This window comes from Pseudomonas lurida (assembly GCF_013522705.1).
Taxonomy (GTDB): Bacteria; Pseudomonadota; Gammaproteobacteria; order Pseudomonadales; family Pseudomonadaceae; genus Aquipseudomonas; species Aquipseudomonas quebecensis.
Genome location: NZ_JAAMRE010000018.1, coordinates 33,084 through 52,501, shown reverse-complemented (window position 1 = coordinate 52,501; position 19,418 = coordinate 33,084). Strand labels below are relative to the sequence as shown.

The window sequence follows — 19,418 nt, the reverse complement described above, 5'->3', positions numbered from 1 at the left end:
AGCGAGTTCCTACTTGGCAGACTTGATCGCAGCGCCAAGTTTCTTGGCGGTGTCGGCCGGGTCGGCTTTCGGGTCGTTGATGTAGTTGGTCACGACATCAAAGAACGCGCCTTGCACGGCCAGGGTGGTGGCCATGTTGTGCGCCATGCTTGGTTGCAGGCCACCGGTCTTGGCATCGGCCAGGAAGTCTTTGGCCGCGGTCTGGGCGCAAGAGTCGAAGCCGAGCTTGTCCATTTCATTGAGCATGTCGGTTCGAACAGGGATCGAGCCCTTGTTGATGCTGAAGACTTTCTGGAAGTTTTCACCCAGCACGACTTTGGCGATGTCCTGCTGACCGGCCGCAGTGCCTTTGTCTTTCTGCTTGAACACCGCCAGGGAGTCGATGTTGTAAGTGAAGGCTTTGTCGGTGCCTGGGAAGGCTACGCACTCGTAGTCCTTGCCGGCGACTTTCTTGGCGGCGGTCCACTCGGACTTGGCCCAGTCACCCATGATCTGCATACCGGCCTTGCCGTTGATGACTTTGCCGGCTTCCAGGTTCCAGTCCTGGCCTTTGCCGTCGACGTCCATGTAGGTCGCAACTTTCTTCAGCTCAGTCAGGGCCTTGACCATTTCCGGACCAGTCAGCGCGGCGTTATCCAGGTCGACCAGGGCTTTCTTGTAGCCATCGGCGCCCATCACCGACAGGACTACCGCTTCGAACACGGTGCTGTCCTGCCAAGGCTGGCCACCGTGGGCGAGCGGGATGAAGCCCGCGGCCTTGAGCTTGTCGCCGGCTGCGTAGAATTCTTCGAGGGTGGTGGGGTTCTTGGTGATACCGGCTTTCTTGAAGACTTGCGGGTTGATCCACAGCCAGTTCACACGGTGGATGTTGACCGGCACGGCAACGTAGTCACCGTCGTACTTCACGGTATCGGAGACTTTCTTGTCGAGCAGGGAATCCCACTTCTCTTCTTTGGCGACGTCTTTGAGCACGTCGGTGTCGAGCAGGCCGGTGGACGCCCATTCCTGGATGTCGGGGCCTTTGATCTGGGCTACACCCGGTGGGTTGCCGGCCACGGCACGGCTCTTGAGCACGGTCATGGCAGTGGCGCCACCGCCGCCGGCGACGGCACCGTCTTTCCAGGCGAAGCCGTCTTTCTCAACTTGGGCCTTCAGGACATCCACAGCCGCTTTTTCGCCACCCGAGGTCCACCAATGCACCACTTCCACCGTACCTTTGGAGTCGGCGGCAAATGCACTGAGGGGGAACAACGAGGCAACGGAAATAGCAACGGCGAGGCGATTAATCGCGTTCATCTGAGTACCTTTTTTTGTTGTTATGCATGCAAGTCTTAGGCTTGCGCTGCACGGAGTTTAAACATGGATTTTCAGGGCGCAGGTAACAAAGGGATGCACAAACGTCACCACTTGGTGACATAAGTACCGGCGCTCAATGCGCTGGTCATGCTGGGCGCCAACGGCAGTGCCGGCAGCACCACCGCTTGCCAGGCATGGTACAGGTCAGGCTTGCCGCCCCAGATCCTGCTGCTGGGCTGGTTGTGCGGGTTGAGTTCGTGGTGCCAGCTGCCGTCGGCGCGGTCAATGAAGTGGTTGTCACAGAATTCCCAGATACGCCGGTACCAGGTTTCGTAGTGCAATTGACCGGTGCGCTTGAGCAGAGCCTGGGCGGCGGCGCTGGCCTCGGCGTGGGTCCAGTGCAGGCGTTCGCGCACCACCGGGCGGTGGTTCCAGTCCAGGGTGTAGACAATGCCGGGAGCACCGTCCACGGCCCAGGCATATTCGCAGGCACTGGCGAACAGGCCTTTGGCGTCAGTCAGCAGCCACGCCGGGGTGGGCAGGCCGGCTTCCAGGCGCGCGGCCTCCAGGTGCAGCAACAGCCGTGCCCACTCGAAGCCATGGCCAGGCGTGATGCCATAGGGGCGAAAACCGTCGGCGGGGTTGTCTTCGTTGTAGGCCAGCAAAGGTTGCCAGTGCACGTCGAAATGTTCGATCACCATGAACTGGTTGCCGGCGGCGTGTTGGTGAATCACGCGCTCGACGATGCGCAGCGCGCGGTCCAGCCAGCGCGTGTCGCCGGTGACATCGGCCAGCGCGAGAAAGGCTTCGGTGGCGTGCATGTTGCTGTTGGCGCCGCGATAAGCTTCCAGGCCGCTCCAGTCCTGGGCAAAGGACTCAAGCATCGCGCCCTCCTCTTCGCTCCAAAAAAACTGCTCGATGATATGCATCGCATCGTTGAGCAACTGTTGAGCCCCCGGTGCGCCGGCTACCACCGCCGAACTGGCCGCCAGGGCCACGAATGCGTGCAGGTAAGCGGCCTTGCCTCGATTGCCATCCACCGCACGGGGCGCGGCAAACCAACCGCCGTGTTCAGGGTCGCGCAACGGGCCGCCGAGGGCGGCGACACCATGGGCCACGAGATCGGCATAACCGGGCAAGCCCATGGCTTGGGCCATGGCGAAGCTATGGGTCATGCGGGCGGTATTCATGGTTTCGGCGCGGGCGTCGGCGGGCAACTGGCCGGTGGCGTCGAGGTTGCCGAAGCCTTCGGGCACTCGGGACGCCTTGGCGAACCCCAGCAGACGTTGGCCTTCAGCAGCGAGCCAGGCGTGATGGGCAGGTGCATTCAGCCAACTGCCGGCAGGCAGTGGTTGGGTGGTCATGGGTGGCCCTTATTGTTTTTTGTAGGATGACCGGAGTCTAAACAAGGGCAACCGGAGGGCAAGTAACGAAGGAGACGGAAAATGTCACCAGACGGTGACATTTACTTGTGCGATCACTGGGCAGGCGTGCCGATCTGGCGCTGCAGGTTCTGCACCTGGCTTTGCAAGGTGGTGATATTGCGCGTGGTCTGGATGCGGAACACATCGAATTCCTTATTGGTAGGCGCATCGCTGTTGAGCGGTTGCGTCTCCTGCGCGCTCTTGAGCACGACCAGCTCCTGCTCGATACGGGCAATCGCGGCGCTCGGATTGCCCTGTTTTTTCAAGGCGGCCACATCGGCGGCCAGCTCCTTGAGTTCCGCATCGCGCTTGCCGGCATCGCCCTGGGCGGCCTTGAGGGTTGCCACGGCATCGGTCAGGGCCTGCACCTGGCCTTGCAGCTTGGCGTTGGCGTTGGACAGGTCGGTCGTGCTGGCGGTCATCTGGGCCAGACGCTTGTCCAGCTCGGTGGCCTGGCCGGCCACGCCTACCTGCTGCTTACCCTGCTCCATCAATTGGGTTTCCAGCTGTTTAATCTGTTGCTTGAGCGCCTCGCTGCCGTTGTTCACGTTGGCCTCGCTGGCTACCACCTTGCCGGAAATATCCTGCAGGCGCCCGGCCGCTTCTTCACTGATGCGCGCAAAGCTTTCCTGGGTCGCAACCAATTGCTGACCCATCAGGGAAATCTGCTGGAAGCTCCACCACGCCAGGCCGGCGAAGGCGATCAGTAACGCGCCGACCAAGGCCCACAGCGGGCCGGTGCTGGCGCTCTTGACCTTGACCACGGGCGTGGTGCGCGAGCGCACCGACGTGGCGGGGGTCGGTTCGAAATCCTCGTCGTCCCCGTGGTCGGCCCGCAGGCTGGGAACGTTGTCGAAATCGTCGTTGGCATCGTTACGCATGGATCAACCCTGAATCATCGAAGTGGCTGGCTGGAACGCCGAGCGACGGGAGTATAAACCGCACTCGCGCCGCATTGATCGACCGGGCACCGCACATTCGGTTCCCGGTGTGTTGCCGGTTGTGACCTCAGCCGCCGCTCGGGTCCTGGGCCTTCCACCAACCGCAGAACTCGTCGAGGGCGGCCCACAGGCTGACCTTGGGCTCATAGTCCAGATAATGCCTGGCCCGACTGATGTCGAGGGTGAAATCTTTGTTCATCACTTGCATGCCCAGACGCGACAGCGAAGGCTCCGGTCGACCGGGCCACATTGCACAGAATGCTTCGTTCAACGCTGCCATGCTGTAGGACAACCCGTAGGAACGATACCGGGTGACCTGAGGCAATTGCATTTGGCGCATCACATAATTCACCACATCCCACACCGGCACCGGCGCGCCGTTGCTGATGTTGTAGGCCTTGCCGAGCGCCGAGCCCGTGGCGAGCAGCCCGCTGAGCAACGCTTCGTTAAGGTTGTGCACGCTGGTGAAGTCGACCTTGTTCAAGCCGTCGCCGACGATGGCCAGACGGTTCTTGCGTTGCATTCTGAGCAGGCGCGGAAAAATGCTCATATCGCCCGCCCCGGTCACAAAGCGCGGGCGCAACGCCAGCACCTCAAGACCGAATTCCTGGGCACCGAACACTTTCTGTTCCGCCAGGTATTTGGTCGCGGCATAGGGATGCTTGAAGCGTTTGGGCACTTGTTCTTCGGTCAGGCCCAAGTGATCGCGGCCGTCAAAATAGATCGACGGCGAGGACAAATGCACCAGACGCCCGACCCGCTCCTTGAGGCAGGCCTCGACCACATTCTCGGTGACCAGCACGTTGCCTTGGTGGAAATCCTGATACTTGCCCCACAGCCCCACGGCACCGGCGCAGTGCACCACGGCCTCGACATCGCGGCACAGTTCGCGCACCAGGTCGGCGTCGCTCAGGTCACCCTGGATAAACTCGGCACCGCGCCGGACCAAGTGCTCGACGCCTTCGGCGCGCCGCCCGTTGACCCGCACGTCCAAGCCCTGCTCCAGGGCGAAACGCGCAAAGCGCCCGCCGATGAAGCCGCTTGCGCCGGTGACCAGAATTTTCATGTATTACCCCGTGTCCTTTCATTTTTCATCGCTATTGCCTTGACGCGTGCCGTCACTCCAACGGCACCAACCATTGACCACACACCTGAGCCAGATGGCCGGTCAACAGGTTCAGCAGTTGCCCGCCGTTGCGCCAATGATGCCAGTACAACGGCACATCGATCGGCTTATCTGGCAATAACTCCACCAGTACGCCTTTTTGCAGCTGGTCGCGCACCTGCAATTCGGGGACAAGGCCCCAGCCCAGCCCAGCCTCCGTCAGACGGATAAAGCCTTCGGACGAGGGGCATAAATGGTGTTCGAAACCACCGTCCACACCGAGCGATGCCAGGTAGCGGTGTTGCAGGAAATCATCCGGGCCAAACACCAGCGCCGGGGTGCGGGCCAGTTGGTCGGCGCGCACTCCGCTTGGAAAGTGCCGCGCAATAAAAGCCGGGCTGGCCAGCGCGCGATAACGCATGGCGCCGAGCAACAGACTGCGGGCACCGGCCACCGGGCGTTCGCTGGCGCAGATGCACGCCGCCACTTCGCCGGCACGCATACGCTTGAGGCTGACCGTCTGATCGTCCACCACCAGGTCCAGCAGCAACTGCTGTTCGGCGCAAAAAGCGCTGACGGCCTCGGCCCACCACGTGGCCAGGCTGTCGGCATTCAAGGCGATGCGCAAGCGCTCGGGCATGCCCTCGTCGTCCAGCGCCGGCACCTGGCTCTGCAGGTCACGTTCCAGCAGACGCACCTGTTGCACATGGTTGAGCAGGCGACGGCCGATTTCGGTGGGTGTCGGTGGCGTAGCTCGCACCAGCACAGGCTGACCGACACGCGCCTCCAGCAGTTTTATGCGCTGGGAAATCGCTGACTGCGACAGCCCCAGCACCTGGGCGCCGCGCTCAAAGCCGGCCTGCTCCACCACGGCCGCCAGGGCGGACAGTAATTTGTAGTCGAACATCAGTTTCTCTAATGAGCGATCAGTAATATTGGTTTTTCTTATACAACCTACGCCGGGACAATAGCCAGCAGTGCCTCTCTTTAATAAGGAACCACCCCATGGCCGGCGAAACCGCCCTGGCAACCCTGCTGCGCAGCATGAGCCCACACCTCAATGACGGTGACTACGTGTTTTGTACCCTGCCCGACGCCCGTATCCCGCCAGGCTGCGAAGTGATTGGCAGCTTCCGCGAACAGGAAGGCCTGACCCTGATCGTGGAACGCCAACAGGCAGAACAGGCTGGACTGGCGTTCGAATACATCGCCGCCTGGATCACTTTAAATGTGCATTCGGCCCTGGAAGCCGTGGGCCTGACCGCCGCTTTTGCCGGCGCCCTGGGCACGGCCGGCATCAGTTGCAACGTGATTGCCGGTTTTTACCACGATCATCTGTTTGTCGGCCGCGCCGATGCCCAACGCGCCATGGCCGTACTGCGCCAACTGGCGACCACTGCGGAGTAAACCTTATGTGGCAAAGCTATCTTAACGGTCTGTTGGTGGCCCTTGGGTTGATCATGGCGATCGGCTCGCAGAACGCTTTTGTACTGGCCCAGAGCCTGCGCCGCGAACACCATTTGCCCGTGGCGGCATTGTGTGTGGTGTGCGACGCGATACTGGTGGCCGCCGGCGTATTCGGCCTCGCGACAGTACTGGCGCACAGCCCTGTGCTGCTGGCGATCGCCCGCTGGGGCGGCGCCGCGTTCCTGCTGTGGTACGGCACCCTGGCGCTGCGCCGGGCATTTTCCAAGCAGAGCCTGGAACAGGGCGGCAGCCTCAAGGTACGTTCATTGCGCGCGGTGCTGCTCAGCGCCCTGGCGGTCACGCTGCTCAATCCCCATGTCTATCTGGACACCGTGTTGCTGATCGGCTCCTTGGGCGCCCAGCAAACCGAACCTGGCGCATATGTCGCCGGTGCCGCGAGCGCTTCGTTCCTGTGGTTCGCCACGCTCGCACTCGGCGCGGCATGGCTGTCCCCATGGCTGGCACGGCCTTCGACCTGGCGCCTGCTGGACCTGTTGGTGGCTGGCATGATGTTCAGCGTGGCCTACCAATTGATCAACGCCTGACAGATATTCCAAAACGCTCTGGAACCTCTATCCCACACAGTTGTTGCGTGGTTTTGCCACACCCCCGGTGCTATGATCCGGACCCTGCGCCGCAAAGAGTACAAACTCCCCGGCGCATGTTTGGCCGCCCGTGATCGGCCTTGCGCTCACCGCAACTGACCTGATTAGGAGAATCATCATGGCTTTCGAATTGCCGCCGCTGCCCTACGCACACGATGCCCTGCAGCCGCATATCTCCAAGGAAACCTTGGAATACCACCACGACAAGCACCACAACACCTATGTCGTGAACCTGAACAACCTGGTGCCTGGCACCGAGTTCGAAGGCAAGACCCTGGAAGAGATCGTCAAGTCCTCTTCGGGCGGCATCTTCAACAACGCCGCTCAGGTCTGGAACCACACGTTCTACTGGAACTGCCTGGCACCGAACGCCGGTGGCCAACCTACCGGCGCGCTGGCTGAAGCCATCAACGCGGCGTTCGGTTCGTTCGACAAGTTCAAAGAAGAATTCACCAAGACGTCCGTCGGCACCTTCGGTTCCGGTTGGGGCTGGCTGGTGAAAAAGGCTGACGGCTCCCTGGCCCTGGCTAGCACCATCGGCGCCGGCAACCCGCTGACCAGCGGCGACACCCCACTGCTGACCTGCGATGTGTGGGAACACGCCTACTACATCGACTACCGCAACGTGCGTCCAAAGTATGTGGAAGCGTTCTGGAACCTGGTCAACTGGAAGTTCGTCGCCGAGCAGTTCGAAGGCAAGACCTTCACTGCCTAAGCAACGCTTGCAGTACAAGAGCCCGGCGATTGCCGGGCTTTTTTATGGGCGGCGGAACCAGGCGCTTGGTTACGACCACGCAGGAGCGAGAGGAATTCGCCTCTTGCCCCTGTCGGAGAAATAACCATGACCATTGGAGCACTCGCAGCACTGCCGATCGTCGGCGACTTGGCCAAAGCCGCTGGCGACATCACCAAATCGCTCGCACCGCTCGCCCAGCCATTCGCCGATGTACTGGCAAAGGCCCTGGGCAACGCTTTGGAACCGCAAAACAAAACCGTGGATTTCTCGAGCGCCCAGGAGACTGCCAAGCGCCAGGTGATCTTCTCCAACTGATCGCCCATCCCACGCTGAACACAGCAGGCGGATACCCGTCCGCCTTGCCTGTTGCCGCTGCACCTTCCCGCCGAAACCGCCAAAGCGGCCCTTGCCCCAATGTTCCTTTGACTGCCATCACCAGATTGCCAATACTCATGGCATATTGAAGGCCACCCGCATGAGACAAGGAATGCCCCTTTGAAGCTGGAACTCAAGAACAGCTTGTCGGTGAAGTTGCTACGGGTTGTGCTGCTGTCGGCGTTGGTCGTGGGCGTGGCGCTGAGCGTGGCGCAGATCGTGTTTGATGCCTACAAGACGCGCCAGGCCGTGGCCGGCGATGCCCAGCGCATCCTCGATATGTTCCGCGACCCTTCGACCCAGGCGGTGTATAGCCTGGACCGCGAGATGGGCATGCAGGTCATCGAGGGGTTGTTCCAGGACGATGCGGTGCGCATGGCCTCCATTGGCCATCCCAACGAAACCATGCTCGCGGAAAAAAGCCGCGCCCTGCAGCATGCTCCCAGCCGCTGGCTGACCGATCTGATTCTTGGCCAGGAACGCACCTTCACCACTCCCCTGGTAGGCAAAGGCCCCTACAGCGAGTACTACGGCGACCTGAGCATCACCCTTGATACCGCCACTTATGGCCAGGGGTTTATCGTCAACTCGGTGATTATTTTCATTTCCGGGGTGTTGCGGGCCCTTGCCATGGGCCTGGTGCTGTATCTGGTCTATCACTGGCTGCTGACCAAACCGCTGTCGCGGATTATCGAACACCTGACCTCGATCAACCCGGACCGGCCGAGCGAGCACAAGATCCCGCAGCTCAAGGGCCACGAGCGCAACGAACTGGGGTTGTGGATCAATACCGCCAACCAACTGCTTGAATCCATCGAACGTAACACGCACCTGCGCCATGAGGCGGAGTCCAGCCTGCTGCGCATGGCCCAGTATGACTTTCTCACCGGCCTGCCGAACCGCCAGAAACTGCAGGAACAACTGGACAAGATTCTGACCGACGCCGGCCGCCGTCAGCGCCGCGTGGCGGTGCTGTGTGTGGGCTTGGACGATTTCAAAAGCGTCAACGAACAGTTCACCTACCAGGCCGGCGACAAATTACTGCTGGCCCTGGCCGACCGCCTGCGCGCCCACAGCGGCCGGCTCGGCGCCCTCGCCCGCCTGGGCGGCGACCAATTCGCGCTGGTGCAGGCCGATATCGACCAGCCCTATGAGGCTGCCGAACTGGCGCAAAGCATCCTGGACGACCTCGAGGCGGAATTCGCCCTCGACCACGAACAGATCCGCCTGCGCGCCACCATCGGTATTACGCTGTTCCCCGAAGATGGCGACAGTACCGAGAAGTTGCTCCAGAAAGCCGAACAGACCATGACCCTGGCCAAGAGCCGCTCACGCAACCGCTACCAGTTCTATATCGCCAGCGTCGACAGCGAAATGCGCCGACGCCGCGAGCTGGAAAAAGACCTGCGCGAGGCCCTCAGCCGCGACCAGTTCCACCTGGTGTACCAGCCACAGGTCAGCTACCGCGAGCAGCGCGTCGTCGGCGTGGAAGCCTTGCTGCGTTGGCAACACCCGGAACATGGCCTGGTACCGCCGGACCTGTTTATTCCGCTGGCCGAGCAGAACGGTACCATTATCGCGATCGGCGAGTGGGTGCTGGACCATGCCTGCCGCCAACTGCGCGAATGGCACGATCAGGGTTTCACCACCCTGCGCATGGCCGTCAACCTGTCGACTGTGCAGTTACACCACACCGAGCTGCCGCGGGTGGTCAACAACCTGATGCAGATCTATCGCCTGCCGCCGCGCAGCCTGGAACTGGAAGTCACCGAGACCGGCCTGATGGAAGATATCAGCACCGCCGCTCAACACCTGTTGAGCCTGCGGCGCTCGGGGGCGTTGATCGCCATTGATGATTTCGGCACCGGGTATTCATCCCTGAGTTATCTCAAAAGTCTGCCGCTGGACAAGATCAAGATCGACAAGAGCTTCGTCCAGGACCTGCTGGATGATGACGACGACGCCACCATCGTGCGAGCCATCATCCAGCTGGGCAAGAGCCTGGGCATGCAGGTGATCGCCGAGGGCGTGGAAACCGCCGAGCAAGAGGCCTATATCATCGCCGAGGGCTGCCACGAGGGTCAGGGCTATTACTATAGCAAACCCCTGCCGGCGCGGGAGTTGGCGGTTTTTTTGAAGCAGGTGGAGCGCAATAACGCAGCGATTCTCTAATCGGGCAAAACGATACTGAATATTTCCCGCGCATAACCCTTTACACAAAATGCAAATCTTTCGCATTATGTCGCAGTTTTGCGCGGCCTCCGCGCGTCCTCTCAACAACCGAAGCAGGATGTTCGCCATGATTCGTATGCCCCTGGCCACCGCCAGTCTGCTGGCCATTGCCATTTCTCTCGCCGGCTGCGGCGAAGGTAAAGACAAAGCCGCCGCGCCCCAGGCGCCGACCCCGGCGGCCAGCACTGCCGCTCCAGCGGCGGCCGCCCCTGCCGGAAAAGTCGACGAAGCCGCCGCCAAGGCAGTGGTCGCGCACTATGCCGACATGGTGTTCGCGGTCTACAGCGATGCCGAATCCACCGCGAAAACCCTGCAGACCGCCATCGACGCGTTCCTCGCCAAGCCGAACGATGAAACCCTGAAAGCCGCGCGCACCGCCTGGATCGCCGCACGCGTGCCGTACCTGCAGAGCGAAGTGTTCCGCTTCGGCAACACCATCATCGACGACTGGGAAGGCCAGGTGAACGCATGGCCGCTGGACGAAGGCCTGATCGACTATGTCGACAAATCCTATGAGCATGCCCTGGGCAACCCTGGCGCCACCGCCAACATCATCGCCAACACCCAGATCCAGTTGGGCGAAGACAAGGTTGACGTAAAGACCATCACCCCGGAAAAACTCGCCAGCCTCAATGAGCTGGGCGGTTCCGAGGCCAACGTCGCCACCGGCTACCACGCCATCGAATTCCTGCTGTGGGGCCAGGACCTCAACGGCACCGGTCCCGGCGCCGGCAACCGCCCGGCCTCGGACTACCTGACCGGCGCCGGTGCCACCGGCGGCCACAACGAGCGTCGCCGGGCCTACCTGAGCGCCGTGACCCAATTGCTGGTCAGCGATCTGGAAGAAATGGTCGGCAACTGGAAACCCAACGTCGCCGACAACTATCGCGCCACCCTCGAGGCGGAACCGGCCACCGACGGCTTGCGCAAAATGTTGTTCGGCATGGGCAGCCTGTCCCTGGGCGAACTGGCCGGCGAGCGTATGAAGGTGTCCCTGGAAGCCAACTCGCCGGAAGACGAGCAGGACTGCTTCAGCGACAACACCCACAATTCGCACTTCTACGACGCCAAGGGTATCCGTAACGTTTACCTGGGCGAATACACCCGTGTCGACGGCACCAAAATGACCGGCGCCAGCCTGTCGTCCCTGGTGGCCAAGGCCGATCCGGCTGCCGACACCGCGTTGAAAGCGGACCTGGCGGCCACCGAAGCGAAGATCCAGGTCATGGTTGATCACGCCAACAAGGGTGAGCACTACGACCAGCTGATCGCCGCCGGCAACGACGCCGGCAACCAGATCGTGCGCGACGCCATCGCCGCGCTGGTCAAGCAGACCGGTTCTATCGAAGCCGCAGCGGGCAAGCTGGGCATCAGCGACCTGAACCCGGACAGCGCCGATCACGAGTTCTGATCAGTGCCGAGTTGACAGAGGCGACCTTCGGGTCGCCTTTTTTTGCCTCACACCCGCCACCTTTTTGACAGTCATTGCCTGGGCTTGCCGATCCGTACTCATCCCATGGCAGAAAATCACTCATTGAGTCCTTAACTGACTGGCATTTGGGCAAGCCCCCTCCCACATTTGAGCCATGGCGTTCCCGGCGACGCCGGTTTACATGCCCTGCCCCCCAGGTAGAATGGCGCCTCTGTTCCCTCATCCGAGCTCACTTCATGGCGTTGCCGACCCTGCGCATCATCGGTTTCATCATCGGCATCTTCCTGATCACCCTCGCGATCGCCATGGTCGTGCCCATGGCCACCCTGGTGATCTTCGAACGCACCAGTGACCTCCCATCCTTCCTGTGGGCCAGCCTGATCACCTTTGTCGCCGGCCTGGCGCTGGTGATCCCCGGCCGCCCCGAGCAGGTGCACCTGCGCCCGCGCGACATGTACCTGCTCACCGTCAGCAGTTGGCTGGTGGTGTGCGTGTTCGCCGCGCTGCCGTTCCTGCTGACCCAGCACATCAGCTACACCGATTCGTTTTTTGAAAGCATGTCCGGCATCACCGCCACCGGTTCCACGGTGTTAAGCGGCTTGGACAGCATGTCGCCGGGCATCCTGATGTGGCGCTCGTTGCTGCACTGGCTGGGGGGCATCGGCTTTATCGGCATGGCGGTGGCGATCCTGCCGCTGCTGCGGATTGGGGGCATGCGCCTGTTCCAGACCGAGTCCTCGGACCGCTCGGAAAAGGTCATGCCGCGCTCGCACATGGTGGCGCGGCTGATCGTGGCGGCTTACGTGGGCATCACCATTCTCGGCAGCCTGGCATTCTGGTGGGCCGGCATGGGCCTGTTCGATGCGATCAACCATGCGATGTCGGCGATTTCCACCGGCGGCTTTTCCACCTCCGATCAGTCCCTGGCCCACTGGCAACAACCGGCGGTGCACTGGGTGGCGGTGGTGGTGATGATCCTCGGCAGCCTGCCGTTCACCCTGTATGTCGCCACGTTGCGCGGCAACCGTCGGGCGCTGATCAAGGATCAGCAGGTGCAGGGCTTGCTTGGCTTGCTGCTGGTCACCTGGCTGGTACTCGGCACCTGGTACTGGTGGACCACCAACCTGCACTGGCTGGAGGCCTTGCGACACGTAGCGTTAAACGTCACATCGGTGGTGACCACCACCGGTTTCGCGCTGGGAGACTACAGCCTGTGGGGCAACTTCTCACTGATGCTGTTTTTCTATCTGGGTTTTATCGGCGGCTGCTCAGGCTCCACGGCGGGCGGGATCAAGATCTTCCGTTTCCAGGTCGCCTATATCCTGCTCAAGGCCAACTTGAACCAGTTGATTCATCCGCGCGCGGTGATCAAGCAAAAGTACAACGGCCACCGCCTGGACGAAGAGATCGTGCGCTCGATCCTGACCTTTTCGTTTTTCTTCGCCATCACCATCTGCGCCATCGCTCTGGCCCTTTCACTGCTGGGGCTGGACTGGATGACCGCGCTGACCGGCGCCGCCAGCACCGTGTCCGGGGTCGGCCCGGGCCTGGGGGAAACCATCGGTCCGGCCGGCAACTTCGCCAGCCTGCCGGATGCGGCCAAGTGGATCCTGTCGCTGGGCATGCTGTTGGGTCGCCTGGAAATCATCACAGTCTTTGTTCTGTGTATCCCGGCGTTCTGGCGCCACTGAGGGTCGACGCGTCCTGCAACCGCGCCCGGTACTCGCCGGGCGTGGCATCGAACCAGCGGCGAAATGCGCGGAAGAAATTGCTCGGATCGGCAAAACCCAACAGGTAGGCGATCTCCAGCAGGGTCATGCTTGGCTGCGCCAGGTATTGCTCGGCCAGTTCCCGCCGGGTGTCGTCGAGCAGGGCCTGGAAACTGGTGCCTTCTTCCTGCAAACGCCGTTGCAAGGTGCGCTGCGACAGGTGCAGGGTCTGGGCTACCATCTCGCGTTTAGGCTCGCCCTGAGGCAATAAGCGACACAGTACCTGGCGTGCCTTGTGGGTCACGCGGCTTTCCGAGAACCGCGCCAGGTATTCGCCGGCAAACCGATCATGCAGCAGCGCCATGGCTTCGTTGGCGGTGGGCAGCGGCGCGTCCATATCGGCGCGTTCAAAGATCAGCGCGTCATACGGCGCATTGAATTCAAGCGGTGCGTGGAATGCCTGTTTGTAAGGCGCCAGATCGAGCGGTTGCTCACCCTGCAGCAAGACTTTGCGCGGCTGCAGGGAGCGCCCGCTCAGCCAGCCACAGAGCGCCAGCGCGCTGGCCAGGGACGCTTCGGCGCTCTGTCGAGTCGGTGGGAGATGATCACCATGCACCGTCAGAATCAGCGCATAGCCCTCGGGTAACAGGCGGAAACTCAAGTCGGCGCTTTCGGCGATGATCCGCTGATAGCGCACCAAGCGCATAAAGCCTTCAGCCAGGGTGTTGCTGGACATCAACGCATAACCGGCCACATGAAACGATGCCGGACGCACCACCTTGCCCATGTTCAGGCCAATCGCCGGGTTGCCCGACAGCTCGACCGCACGCTGCCACAGGCGGGTCATGGAATCCTGCGGGAACCGTGCATCGGGGTCGCTCAGGGCGGCGTAGTCCAGGCCCAGTTGCCTGAACAGGGCTCGGCAATCCAGGCCGTCCATTTCCAACGCCTTGACTATCCCCATCGCCCAGCTTGCAGAAGTTGTTCGTTCGCTCATGGCGTCTTCTTAATGAAAGCAGGCTCAAAACGGCAGCCAGGAAGGCAAGGATACTAAAGTGGCATCTATTGTCACTGGCTGTTACCACTGATCACTCTAGACTCAAATAAGCTCCCCGCCGAACACTCGTCGGACGGGGTAACAATAAAGGGCCGGCCATCGTGGAAAACATCAAGCGATTCAACAGTTTCGCCGAATTCTACCCGTACTACCTGCAGGAGCACGGCAACAGTACCTGCCGCCGCCTGCATTTTATCGGCACCACTCTGGTCATCGGCATCCTGGCCTACGCCATTGGCAGGGGCTCGCTTGGCTTGTTGCTGGCGGTGCCGATTGCCGGCTACGGCTTTGCCTGGGTGGGGCATTTTTTCTATGAAAAGAATCGTCCGGCAACCTTCCAGCACCCGTTCTACAGCCTGTTGGGGGATTTTGTGATGTACCGCGACATGATTCTGGGCAAGGTGCCGTTCTAGGTGGCGTGGATATAAAAGTCTTTTTGTCATTTACACTGCTGTATCCTGCGAAGGCTTGTAGAACGCGCGGAATCACCTGCGATTGAAAAAACAGACTTTGCAAGGAGCGACGACGATGCACGAGATCCCTAATCTCCCCTTCCCAAGCCTGCACGAAACTGAGCAGCCAACACCGCAGCAGGCCAGCGCCCAGCAGCCTGACGCCAAAGAAGCCAAACCAGTCGACAGCGAACGCCAGGACTGACGCCGTACCAGACCGTGTGGAAAGCGCACCGTTGAGCGCTTTCCACACTGCCTGAAGCCACGAGATACCCGCCATGACCGATACCCTCCCCGACACCCCGGATGCCGCCTTGCTCGACGCTGCCTTGCAGATGGTCGAGGTGTGGAACCGCCTGAGCGCCGATAAACAAGCCATGCTGCTCAAACGCTTCGGTACTCAGGAAAACGCCCTGGCCGCTCTGGTGACTACGCAATTGCTGAGCCCTGCCCAATCCTGAGTTTTTTGCGGTTTGATGCCCTGCGCGGGCATAAGCACCGGTATCATTAGCAGCCTATCTTTACATGCTGCAAATGTGGACGTTTTCCCATGCCCGATACCCAGCGCCCCATGGCGGTCACGCTGCAAGTTGTTTCCATTGTTTTATTCACCTTTATCGGCTACCTGAATATCGGCATTCCCCTGGCGGTATTACCGGGCTATGTGCACAGCGAACTGGGCTTTGGCGCGGTGATCGCCGGGCTGGTAATCAGCGTGCAATACCTGGCCACGTTGCTCAGCCGCCCCTACGCCGGGCGCATTATCGATAACCTGGGCAGCAAGCGCGCCGTGCTGATCGGCCTGGCGGGCTGCGGCCTGAGCGGTGTGTTCATGCTGCTGGCCGCATGGTTCTCCAGCCTGCCGGCGCTGAGCCTGGGCAGCCTGCTGATCGGCCGCCTGGTGCTGGGCAGCGCGGAGAGCCTGGTGGGCTCGGGCGCCATCGGCTGGGGTATCGGCCGGGTGGGCGCGGCCAACACCGCCAAGGTCATCTCGTGGAATGGCATCGCCAGCTATGGCGCGCTGGCGGTCGGCGCACCGCTGGGGGTGCTGCTGGTCAGTCACCTGGGGCTGTGGAGCATGGGCGTGAGCATTATCCTGCTGGCTGCCGTGGGCTTGCTGCTGGCGTGGAATAAAGTCGCGGCGCCGATTGTCAGCGGTGTGCGCCTGCCCTTCATGAACGTCCTGGGTCGCGTGCTGCCCCACGGCTGCGCGCTGGCCCTGGGGTCGATCGGCTTCGGCACCATCGCGACGTTTATCACGCTGTATTACACCACCCAGCACTGGGACAACGCGGTGTGGGCATTGAGCCTGTTCGGCGCCAGTTTCATCGGTGCGCGCCTGTTGTTCGGCAACCTGATCAATCGCATCGGCGGGTTTCGAGTTGCGATTGCCTGCCTGTCGGTGGAGATCCTCGGTCTGCTGTTGCTGTGGCTGGCCCCGGACGCCCACCTGGCCCTGGCGGGCGCGGCGTTGAGCGGCTTCGGCTTTTCCCTGGTGTTCCCGGCGCTGGGAGTGGAGGCGGTCAACCTGGTGCCGGCGTCCAGTCGCGGCTCGGCGGTGGGCGCGTATTCGTTGTTCATCGATTTGTCGCTGGGCATCACCGGCCCGCTGGCCGGCGCAGTCGCGGCGGGCTTCGGTTTTGCTTCGATCTTCCTGTTCGCCGCCCTCGCCGCCCTGGGTGGCTTGCTGCTGAGCATGTACCTGTACCGCCAGGCACCCAAGGCCCGCGAAGCACGTGACGCCTAAAAGTCGACCTTGCCGCGCCCGGCCTTGATGCTGCCGCGCTTGGTCTTGGATTCCAGGCGACGCTTCTTCGACCCCAGGGTCGGCTTGGTCGGACGACGCTTCTTCTCAACCTTGGTGGCGCTCTGGATCAACTCCACCAGGCGCTCCAGCGCGTCCGCGCGATTCTGCTCCTGGGTCCGGTAGGACTGGGCCTTGAGCACCAGCACACCGTCGCTGGTGATGCGACTGTCGCGCAGTGCCAGCAGCCGTTCCTTATAGAACTCGGGCAACGACGATGCCGGAATATCAAAGCGCAGGTGCACCGCGCTCGACACCTTATTCACGTTCTGCCCACCGGCGCCCTGGGCGCGGATGGCGGTCAGCTCGATTTCGGCATCGGGCAGGTGGACGTTGTTGGAAATGACCAGCATCACTCAAAAACCTTAGGCAACGGATAAGCCAAACGTGGATAACAACATCGACAACAAAGCCACCTGTAAAATGAAAATACCCTTGATCGCTTTGCTAAGCACTTTATCACTCATTCAAACTTCGCAGTCTTTCGCGGATCTTGCCAATGGCAAGAATCTCTATGTGCCATGTGCCACGGAGCGGATCTCAAGGCAACGGGACCACTGGCCGGGAAAAGCAGCCCGCCTACACCTGACCTTACAACCTCCGCGTTCAAAAAACGCCTGACTGATTATCCGGGCGTAATTGTCTCTTCGGTCATCCTTCGTCCCAATGAAAACTTGATTCCAAAAACATTGCAGCAAAATGGTGTAAAGCTACCGCCGCGCGCGTGGAGCGTTCAAGACTTTCGCGATTTGAATCAATACATGAGTGGTCTCATTTTAAAAAGCCGGTGAATGCCTCTCGGTGTATGAGATCCCGCCGTGGGTGGTGTTTATGTGTGACATGACCATCGGGTTTAAGCGACTACTTTCACAACCACGGCAGGACGCCATGAGCCGCGCAGTTGCACGCGCTCCCACTTATTTCATCTGCTGCCATACATTTCACGTCTACACAGCACGGCCATATCGCCTCATTCACTACAAGACAACTGAAAAATGTAGTCCGGGCTATTGAAAGTCTTGCCGGTCATGCGTTCAAGAAGGCCGACTTGCTCTGGTGATAGGTCGTACTCATAGATCGCATCTTCAGGCTCACTCCAGGACATTAGGTCCGATAATTTGTCGTACTGGTCGGCAGGAATTTCAATACTGAAAGCCACCCCCTCGGTTTTTTTATCGAATGCAAGAATTTCATGCTGCATGTTGAGGCTCCTATCAAGATTATTTTGGCGTGGTTCGGCTTGGCTCGGCGTCCTTTGTGCGCTCTCCCGTATCAGGGGGGAAATCTCCAAGATGTTTGCCTTGCTTGTCGTAAAGTTCAACCCGGCCATTCTCATAGTCCCACTCATAAATGCGTCCCTTGCGATCTTTCCAGCGCTTACGCTTTTGCCCCCCGCCTTTAACTGAGCGGACTGAGTACCGCATCGGGAAACTCTGTCAGCCCCTTGGGGCAGGGTGTGTACAAACTCAGCAATAAAAAAATATATTCGAAACAAGCTGAATTTTGCGTCTACTTTTCCCACGCTTATCATCGAATATGCTGATTCCAGCTCCTTGATCCTCCCTCGTAGGCTCACTCCCCCATACAAGGAAGTGAGCCCGTCATGTCTGAACGTGCCTACCCGATCACCGAAGAAGAACAACTCAAACGGCGAATCCTCACCCCGCAGCCATCGCGTGCGCCCTATTCGCCGCCTATCGATTTATTCATCCCATCCCCAGCCCCAACACCCAAGCCGGCCAAGCCTCCCGGCTGCACCTTCCTCAAACCCTGCCAACTGCCAGATGGCCTCACTCACTACACGGACCCCGCCGGTTACGTACCGCTGGAGTTGATCAGCGAGTACGGTCATTTCAGCCTGTTGGGTGGGCGGGAAGTGGACGCCCGGGGCGCGGTGGCCTTGCGCAAGATCGGTGGCAGCGCCTTGCCGGTCGGTTTGGGGCAGTTGGCGTTGCGTACGGCGGTGGTGGAATCGGCCATTGCCGCAGCCGGGTCTATGGCCGCCGGCTTGTTGGCCGGTGTAGTGGGGTTGGCTTGGCCGGGAAAGTTGGGCGATAGCGCGTTATATAGCGAAGAGCAGTTGCGCTCGATGCAGCGAGCGCGGTCGCAGATGCGACTGCAAATTGAGCAGCGTGAGGACGGCACGCTAAGGGGTTATGGGTTTTACACAGGCAACCATGCCGCCTGGCAGATGATCGATGTGGTGCAGTTCCAAAGCCGTGACGAGCAGTTTGTTGCGGATTTGGGTGAGGGTGTTGAACTGATCTGGACTCCCGCCGTTGATCCAAGTGACACGCTGGGTATTCCGGCTCTGGAGGCTGCACCGCAAGCGCCGGTGATCTGGATTTACCCACCGACGGAGAAGGCGGCACAGATTCTGGTGAACCCGGTATATCCGCCGCAATATCGGGATTTTATTCTGGTGTTCCCGGTGGAGTCGGGGGTTCGGCCGCTGTATGTGGTGGTGAGTGTTCGAAGAAAAACACTTCCGGCACTCGGTCATGGTTATCACACGGCGCCGACTACGGAACAAATCACCGGTTTCCCTGGTTTGAGGAACATAAAAGGAATGACCCCAAAGCAGGGAGGTGCGGGTGTACGGAAACGATGGACGGATGCCAAAAACAGAAAAATCTTTGAATGGGACTCGGCAGAAGGGGAGCTGGAAGTTTACTTGATAGGTGACGGGAGCCATATTGGTGCGTTCAATCATATAACTGGCGAAAGAACAAAACAGCCAAACCCAAAGAGAAACGTCAAAAAACACCTGTGAGGAAAAACAC

The 19,418-nt window shown here is 60.6% G+C and carries 21 protein-coding genes and 1 pseudogene; 13 read left to right on the top strand and 9 right to left on the bottom strand.

The features are described 5' to 3' along the window. Positions 1-9: 9 nt before the first annotated feature. From G7025_RS15925 to G7025_RS15905, 5 genes are all read right to left on the bottom strand, one after another. Positions 10-1,296: an ABC transporter substrate-binding protein gene (locus G7025_RS15925; protein WP_181080112.1), complete on the bottom strand. Its 1,287-nt coding sequence runs from the start codon at positions 1,294-1,296 to the stop codon at positions 10-12. A gap of 104 nt (positions 1,297-1,400) precedes the next feature. Further along, positions 1,401-2,660 carry a D-mannose isomerase gene (locus G7025_RS15920; RefSeq protein WP_181080111.1) on the bottom strand — a complete coding sequence of 420 codons (1,260 nt, stop codon included), beginning with the start codon at positions 2,658-2,660 and terminating at the stop codon, positions 1,401-1,403. Positions 2,661-2,773: 113 nt separating this feature from the next. Continuing rightward, entirely contained in the window at positions 2,774-3,601 is an 828-nt protein-coding gene (locus G7025_RS15915; protein WP_181080110.1) for an ATPase, read from the bottom strand. Between the two features lie 127 nt (positions 3,602-3,728). Then, positions 3,729-4,727: an NAD-dependent epimerase/dehydratase family protein gene (locus G7025_RS15910; protein WP_181080109.1), complete on the bottom strand. Its 999-nt coding sequence runs from the start codon at positions 4,725-4,727 to the stop codon at positions 3,729-3,731. Between the two features lie 52 nt (positions 4,728-4,779). Further along, positions 4,780-5,673, bottom strand: coding sequence for a LysR family transcriptional regulator ArgP (locus tag G7025_RS15905; RefSeq protein ID WP_181080108.1), 894 nt, complete (start codon positions 5,671-5,673; stop codon positions 4,780-4,782). A 98-nt stretch (positions 5,674-5,771) separates the two neighbouring features. Here G7025_RS15905 and G7025_RS15900 point away from each other — a divergent pair, with 98 nt between their 5' ends. The 7 genes from G7025_RS15900 (at position 5,772) to G7025_RS15870 (ending at position 13,304) form a co-directional block, all read left to right on the top strand. Further along, positions 5,772-6,173, top strand: a complete 402-nt coding sequence (locus G7025_RS15900) for an ACT domain-containing protein (protein ID WP_181080107.1) — start codon at positions 5,772-5,774, stop codon at positions 6,171-6,173. Between the two features lie 5 nt (positions 6,174-6,178). Then, positions 6,179-6,778 (top strand): LysE/ArgO family amino acid transporter, encoded by a 600-nt coding sequence (locus G7025_RS15895; RefSeq protein WP_181080106.1) that lies wholly within the window; start codon positions 6,179-6,181, stop codon positions 6,776-6,778. A 178-nt stretch (positions 6,779-6,956) separates the two neighbouring features. Next, a complete protein-coding gene (locus G7025_RS15890) occupies positions 6,957-7,553 on the top strand; it encodes a superoxide dismutase (RefSeq protein WP_003212997.1) in 597 nt (198 codons plus the stop codon). Between the two features lie 126 nt (positions 7,554-7,679). Continuing rightward, positions 7,680-7,889 (top strand): hypothetical protein, encoded by a 210-nt coding sequence (locus G7025_RS15885; protein ID WP_181080105.1) that lies wholly within the window; start codon positions 7,680-7,682, stop codon positions 7,887-7,889. 180 nt (positions 7,890-8,069) lie between these two features. Further along, entirely contained in the window at positions 8,070-10,121 is a 2,052-nt protein-coding gene (locus G7025_RS15880; RefSeq protein WP_181080104.1) for a putative bifunctional diguanylate cyclase/phosphodiesterase, read from the top strand. 127 nt (positions 10,122-10,248) lie between these two features. Next, the gene (locus G7025_RS15875) at positions 10,249-11,592 is read left to right on the top strand and encodes an imelysin family protein (protein ID WP_181080103.1); all 1,344 of its coding nucleotides are present in this window, start codon (positions 10,249-10,251) and stop codon (positions 11,590-11,592) included. A gap of 257 nt (positions 11,593-11,849) precedes the next feature. Further along, positions 11,850-13,304: a TrkH family potassium uptake protein gene (locus G7025_RS15870; RefSeq protein WP_181080102.1), complete on the top strand. Its 1,455-nt coding sequence runs from the start codon at positions 11,850-11,852 to the stop codon at positions 13,302-13,304. Here G7025_RS15870 and G7025_RS15865 read toward each other — a convergent pair. After that, positions 13,261-14,319: an AraC family transcriptional regulator gene (locus tag G7025_RS15865; protein ID WP_181080101.1), complete on the bottom strand. Its 1,059-nt coding sequence runs from the start codon at positions 14,317-14,319 to the stop codon at positions 13,261-13,263. The genes G7025_RS15870 and G7025_RS15865 overlap by 44 nt on opposite strands. 161 nt (positions 14,320-14,480) lie before the next feature. Here G7025_RS15865 and G7025_RS15860 point away from each other — a divergent pair, with 161 nt between their 5' ends. The 4 genes from G7025_RS15860 to G7025_RS15850 all read left to right on the top strand — a co-directional run bounded on the left by G7025_RS15860 (position 14,481) and on the right by G7025_RS15850 (position 16,578). After that, positions 14,481-14,792, top strand: coding sequence for a DUF962 domain-containing protein (locus tag G7025_RS15860; RefSeq protein ID WP_181080100.1), 312 nt, complete (start codon positions 14,481-14,483; stop codon positions 14,790-14,792). Positions 14,793-14,907: 115 nt separating this feature from the next. Continuing rightward, positions 14,908-15,036: a hypothetical protein gene (locus G7025_RS26820; protein WP_258197696.1), complete on the top strand. Its 129-nt coding sequence runs from the start codon at positions 14,908-14,910 to the stop codon at positions 15,034-15,036. Positions 15,037-15,109: 73 nt separating this feature from the next. Further along, positions 15,110-15,292 carry a hypothetical protein gene (locus tag G7025_RS15855; RefSeq protein ID WP_181080099.1) on the top strand — a complete coding sequence of 61 codons (183 nt, stop codon included), beginning with the start codon at positions 15,110-15,112 and terminating at the stop codon, positions 15,290-15,292. Between the two features lie 89 nt (positions 15,293-15,381). Next, entirely contained in the window at positions 15,382-16,578 is a 1,197-nt protein-coding gene (locus G7025_RS15850) for an MFS transporter (protein ID WP_181080098.1), read from the top strand. Here the strand turns inward: G7025_RS15850 and arfB are convergent. Further along, positions 16,575-16,988: an alternative ribosome rescue aminoacyl-tRNA hydrolase ArfB gene (gene arfB, locus G7025_RS15845; protein ID WP_181080097.1), complete on the bottom strand. Its 414-nt coding sequence runs from the start codon at positions 16,986-16,988 to the stop codon at positions 16,575-16,577. The two genes, G7025_RS15850 and arfB, sit on opposite strands and share 4 nt — an antisense overlap. A 70-nt stretch (positions 16,989-17,058) precedes the next feature. On the opposite strand from arfB, the pseudogene G7025_RS26815 reads away from it, so the two are divergent. Continuing rightward, positions 17,059-17,426: pseudogene (locus tag G7025_RS26815) on the top strand (cytochrome c). Positions 17,427-17,605: 179 nt separating this feature from the next. On the opposite strand, the gene G7025_RS15840 reads toward G7025_RS26815, so the two are convergent. Both G7025_RS15840 and G7025_RS15835 read right to left on the bottom strand, forming a co-directional pair. Then, a complete protein-coding gene (locus G7025_RS15840) occupies positions 17,606-17,836 on the bottom strand; it encodes a DUF7683 domain-containing protein (protein ID WP_181080096.1) in 231 nt (76 codons plus the stop codon). A gap of 19 nt (positions 17,837-17,855) precedes the next feature. Then, positions 17,856-18,059, bottom strand: a complete 204-nt coding sequence (locus G7025_RS15835) for a colicin E3/pyocin S6 family cytotoxin (protein WP_181080095.1) — start codon at positions 18,057-18,059, stop codon at positions 17,856-17,858. Between the two features lie 179 nt (positions 18,060-18,238). Between G7025_RS15835 and G7025_RS15830 the strand changes: the two genes are divergently transcribed. Continuing rightward, the gene (locus G7025_RS15830) at positions 18,239-19,408 is read left to right on the top strand and encodes an S-type pyocin domain-containing protein (RefSeq protein WP_181080094.1); all 1,170 of its coding nucleotides are present in this window, start codon (positions 18,239-18,241) and stop codon (positions 19,406-19,408) included. Positions 19,409-19,418: the final 10 nt, after the last annotated feature.

Coding starts and splice junctions, on each gene's coding strand:
- G7025_RS15905 (WP_181080108.1), bottom strand. CDS start 5,673: ATGTTCGACTACAAATTACTGTCCGCCCTGGCGGCCGTGGTGGAGCAG.
- arfB (WP_181080097.1), bottom strand. CDS start 16,988: ATGCTGGTCATTTCCAACAACGTCCACCTGCCCGATGCCGAAATCGAG.
- G7025_RS15835 (WP_181080095.1), bottom strand. CDS start 18,059: ATGCGGTACTCAGTCCGCTCAGTTAAAGGCGGGGGGCAAAAGCGTAAG.
- G7025_RS15865 (WP_181080101.1), bottom strand. CDS start 14,319: ATGAGCGAACGAACAACTTCTGCAAGCTGGGCGATGGGGATAGTCAAG.
- G7025_RS15925 (WP_181080112.1), bottom strand. CDS start 1,296: ATGAACGCGATTAATCGCCTCGCCGTTGCTATTTCCGTTGCCTCGTTG.
- G7025_RS15890 (WP_003212997.1), top strand. CDS start 6,957: ATGGCTTTCGAATTGCCGCCGCTGCCCTACGCACACGATGCCCTGCAG.
- G7025_RS15895 (WP_181080106.1), top strand. CDS start 6,179: ATGTGGCAAAGCTATCTTAACGGTCTGTTGGTGGCCCTTGGGTTGATC.
- G7025_RS15850 (WP_181080098.1), top strand. CDS start 15,382: ATGCCCGATACCCAGCGCCCCATGGCGGTCACGCTGCAAGTTGTTTCC.
- G7025_RS15870 (WP_181080102.1), top strand. CDS start 11,850: ATGGCGTTGCCGACCCTGCGCATCATCGGTTTCATCATCGGCATCTTC.
- G7025_RS15920 (WP_181080111.1), bottom strand. CDS start 2,660: ATGACCACCCAACCACTGCCTGCCGGCAGTTGGCTGAATGCACCTGCC.
- G7025_RS15885 (WP_181080105.1), top strand. CDS start 7,680: ATGACCATTGGAGCACTCGCAGCACTGCCGATCGTCGGCGACTTGGCC.
- G7025_RS15840 (WP_181080096.1), bottom strand. CDS start 17,836: ATGCAGCATGAAATTCTTGCATTCGATAAAAAAACCGAGGGGGTGGCT.
- G7025_RS15910 (WP_181080109.1), bottom strand. CDS start 4,727: ATGAAAATTCTGGTCACCGGCGCAAGCGGCTTCATCGGCGGGCGCTTT.
- G7025_RS15855 (WP_181080099.1), top strand. CDS start 15,110: ATGACCGATACCCTCCCCGACACCCCGGATGCCGCCTTGCTCGACGCT.
- G7025_RS15875 (WP_181080103.1), top strand. CDS start 10,249: ATGATTCGTATGCCCCTGGCCACCGCCAGTCTGCTGGCCATTGCCATT.
- G7025_RS15900 (WP_181080107.1), top strand. CDS start 5,772: ATGGCCGGCGAAACCGCCCTGGCAACCCTGCTGCGCAGCATGAGCCCA.
- G7025_RS15830 (WP_181080094.1), top strand. CDS start 18,239: ATGTCTGAACGTGCCTACCCGATCACCGAAGAAGAACAACTCAAACGG.
- G7025_RS15915 (WP_181080110.1), bottom strand. CDS start 3,601: ATGCGTAACGATGCCAACGACGATTTCGACAACGTTCCCAGCCTGCGG.
- G7025_RS26820 (WP_258197696.1), top strand. CDS start 14,908: ATGCACGAGATCCCTAATCTCCCCTTCCCAAGCCTGCACGAAACTGAG.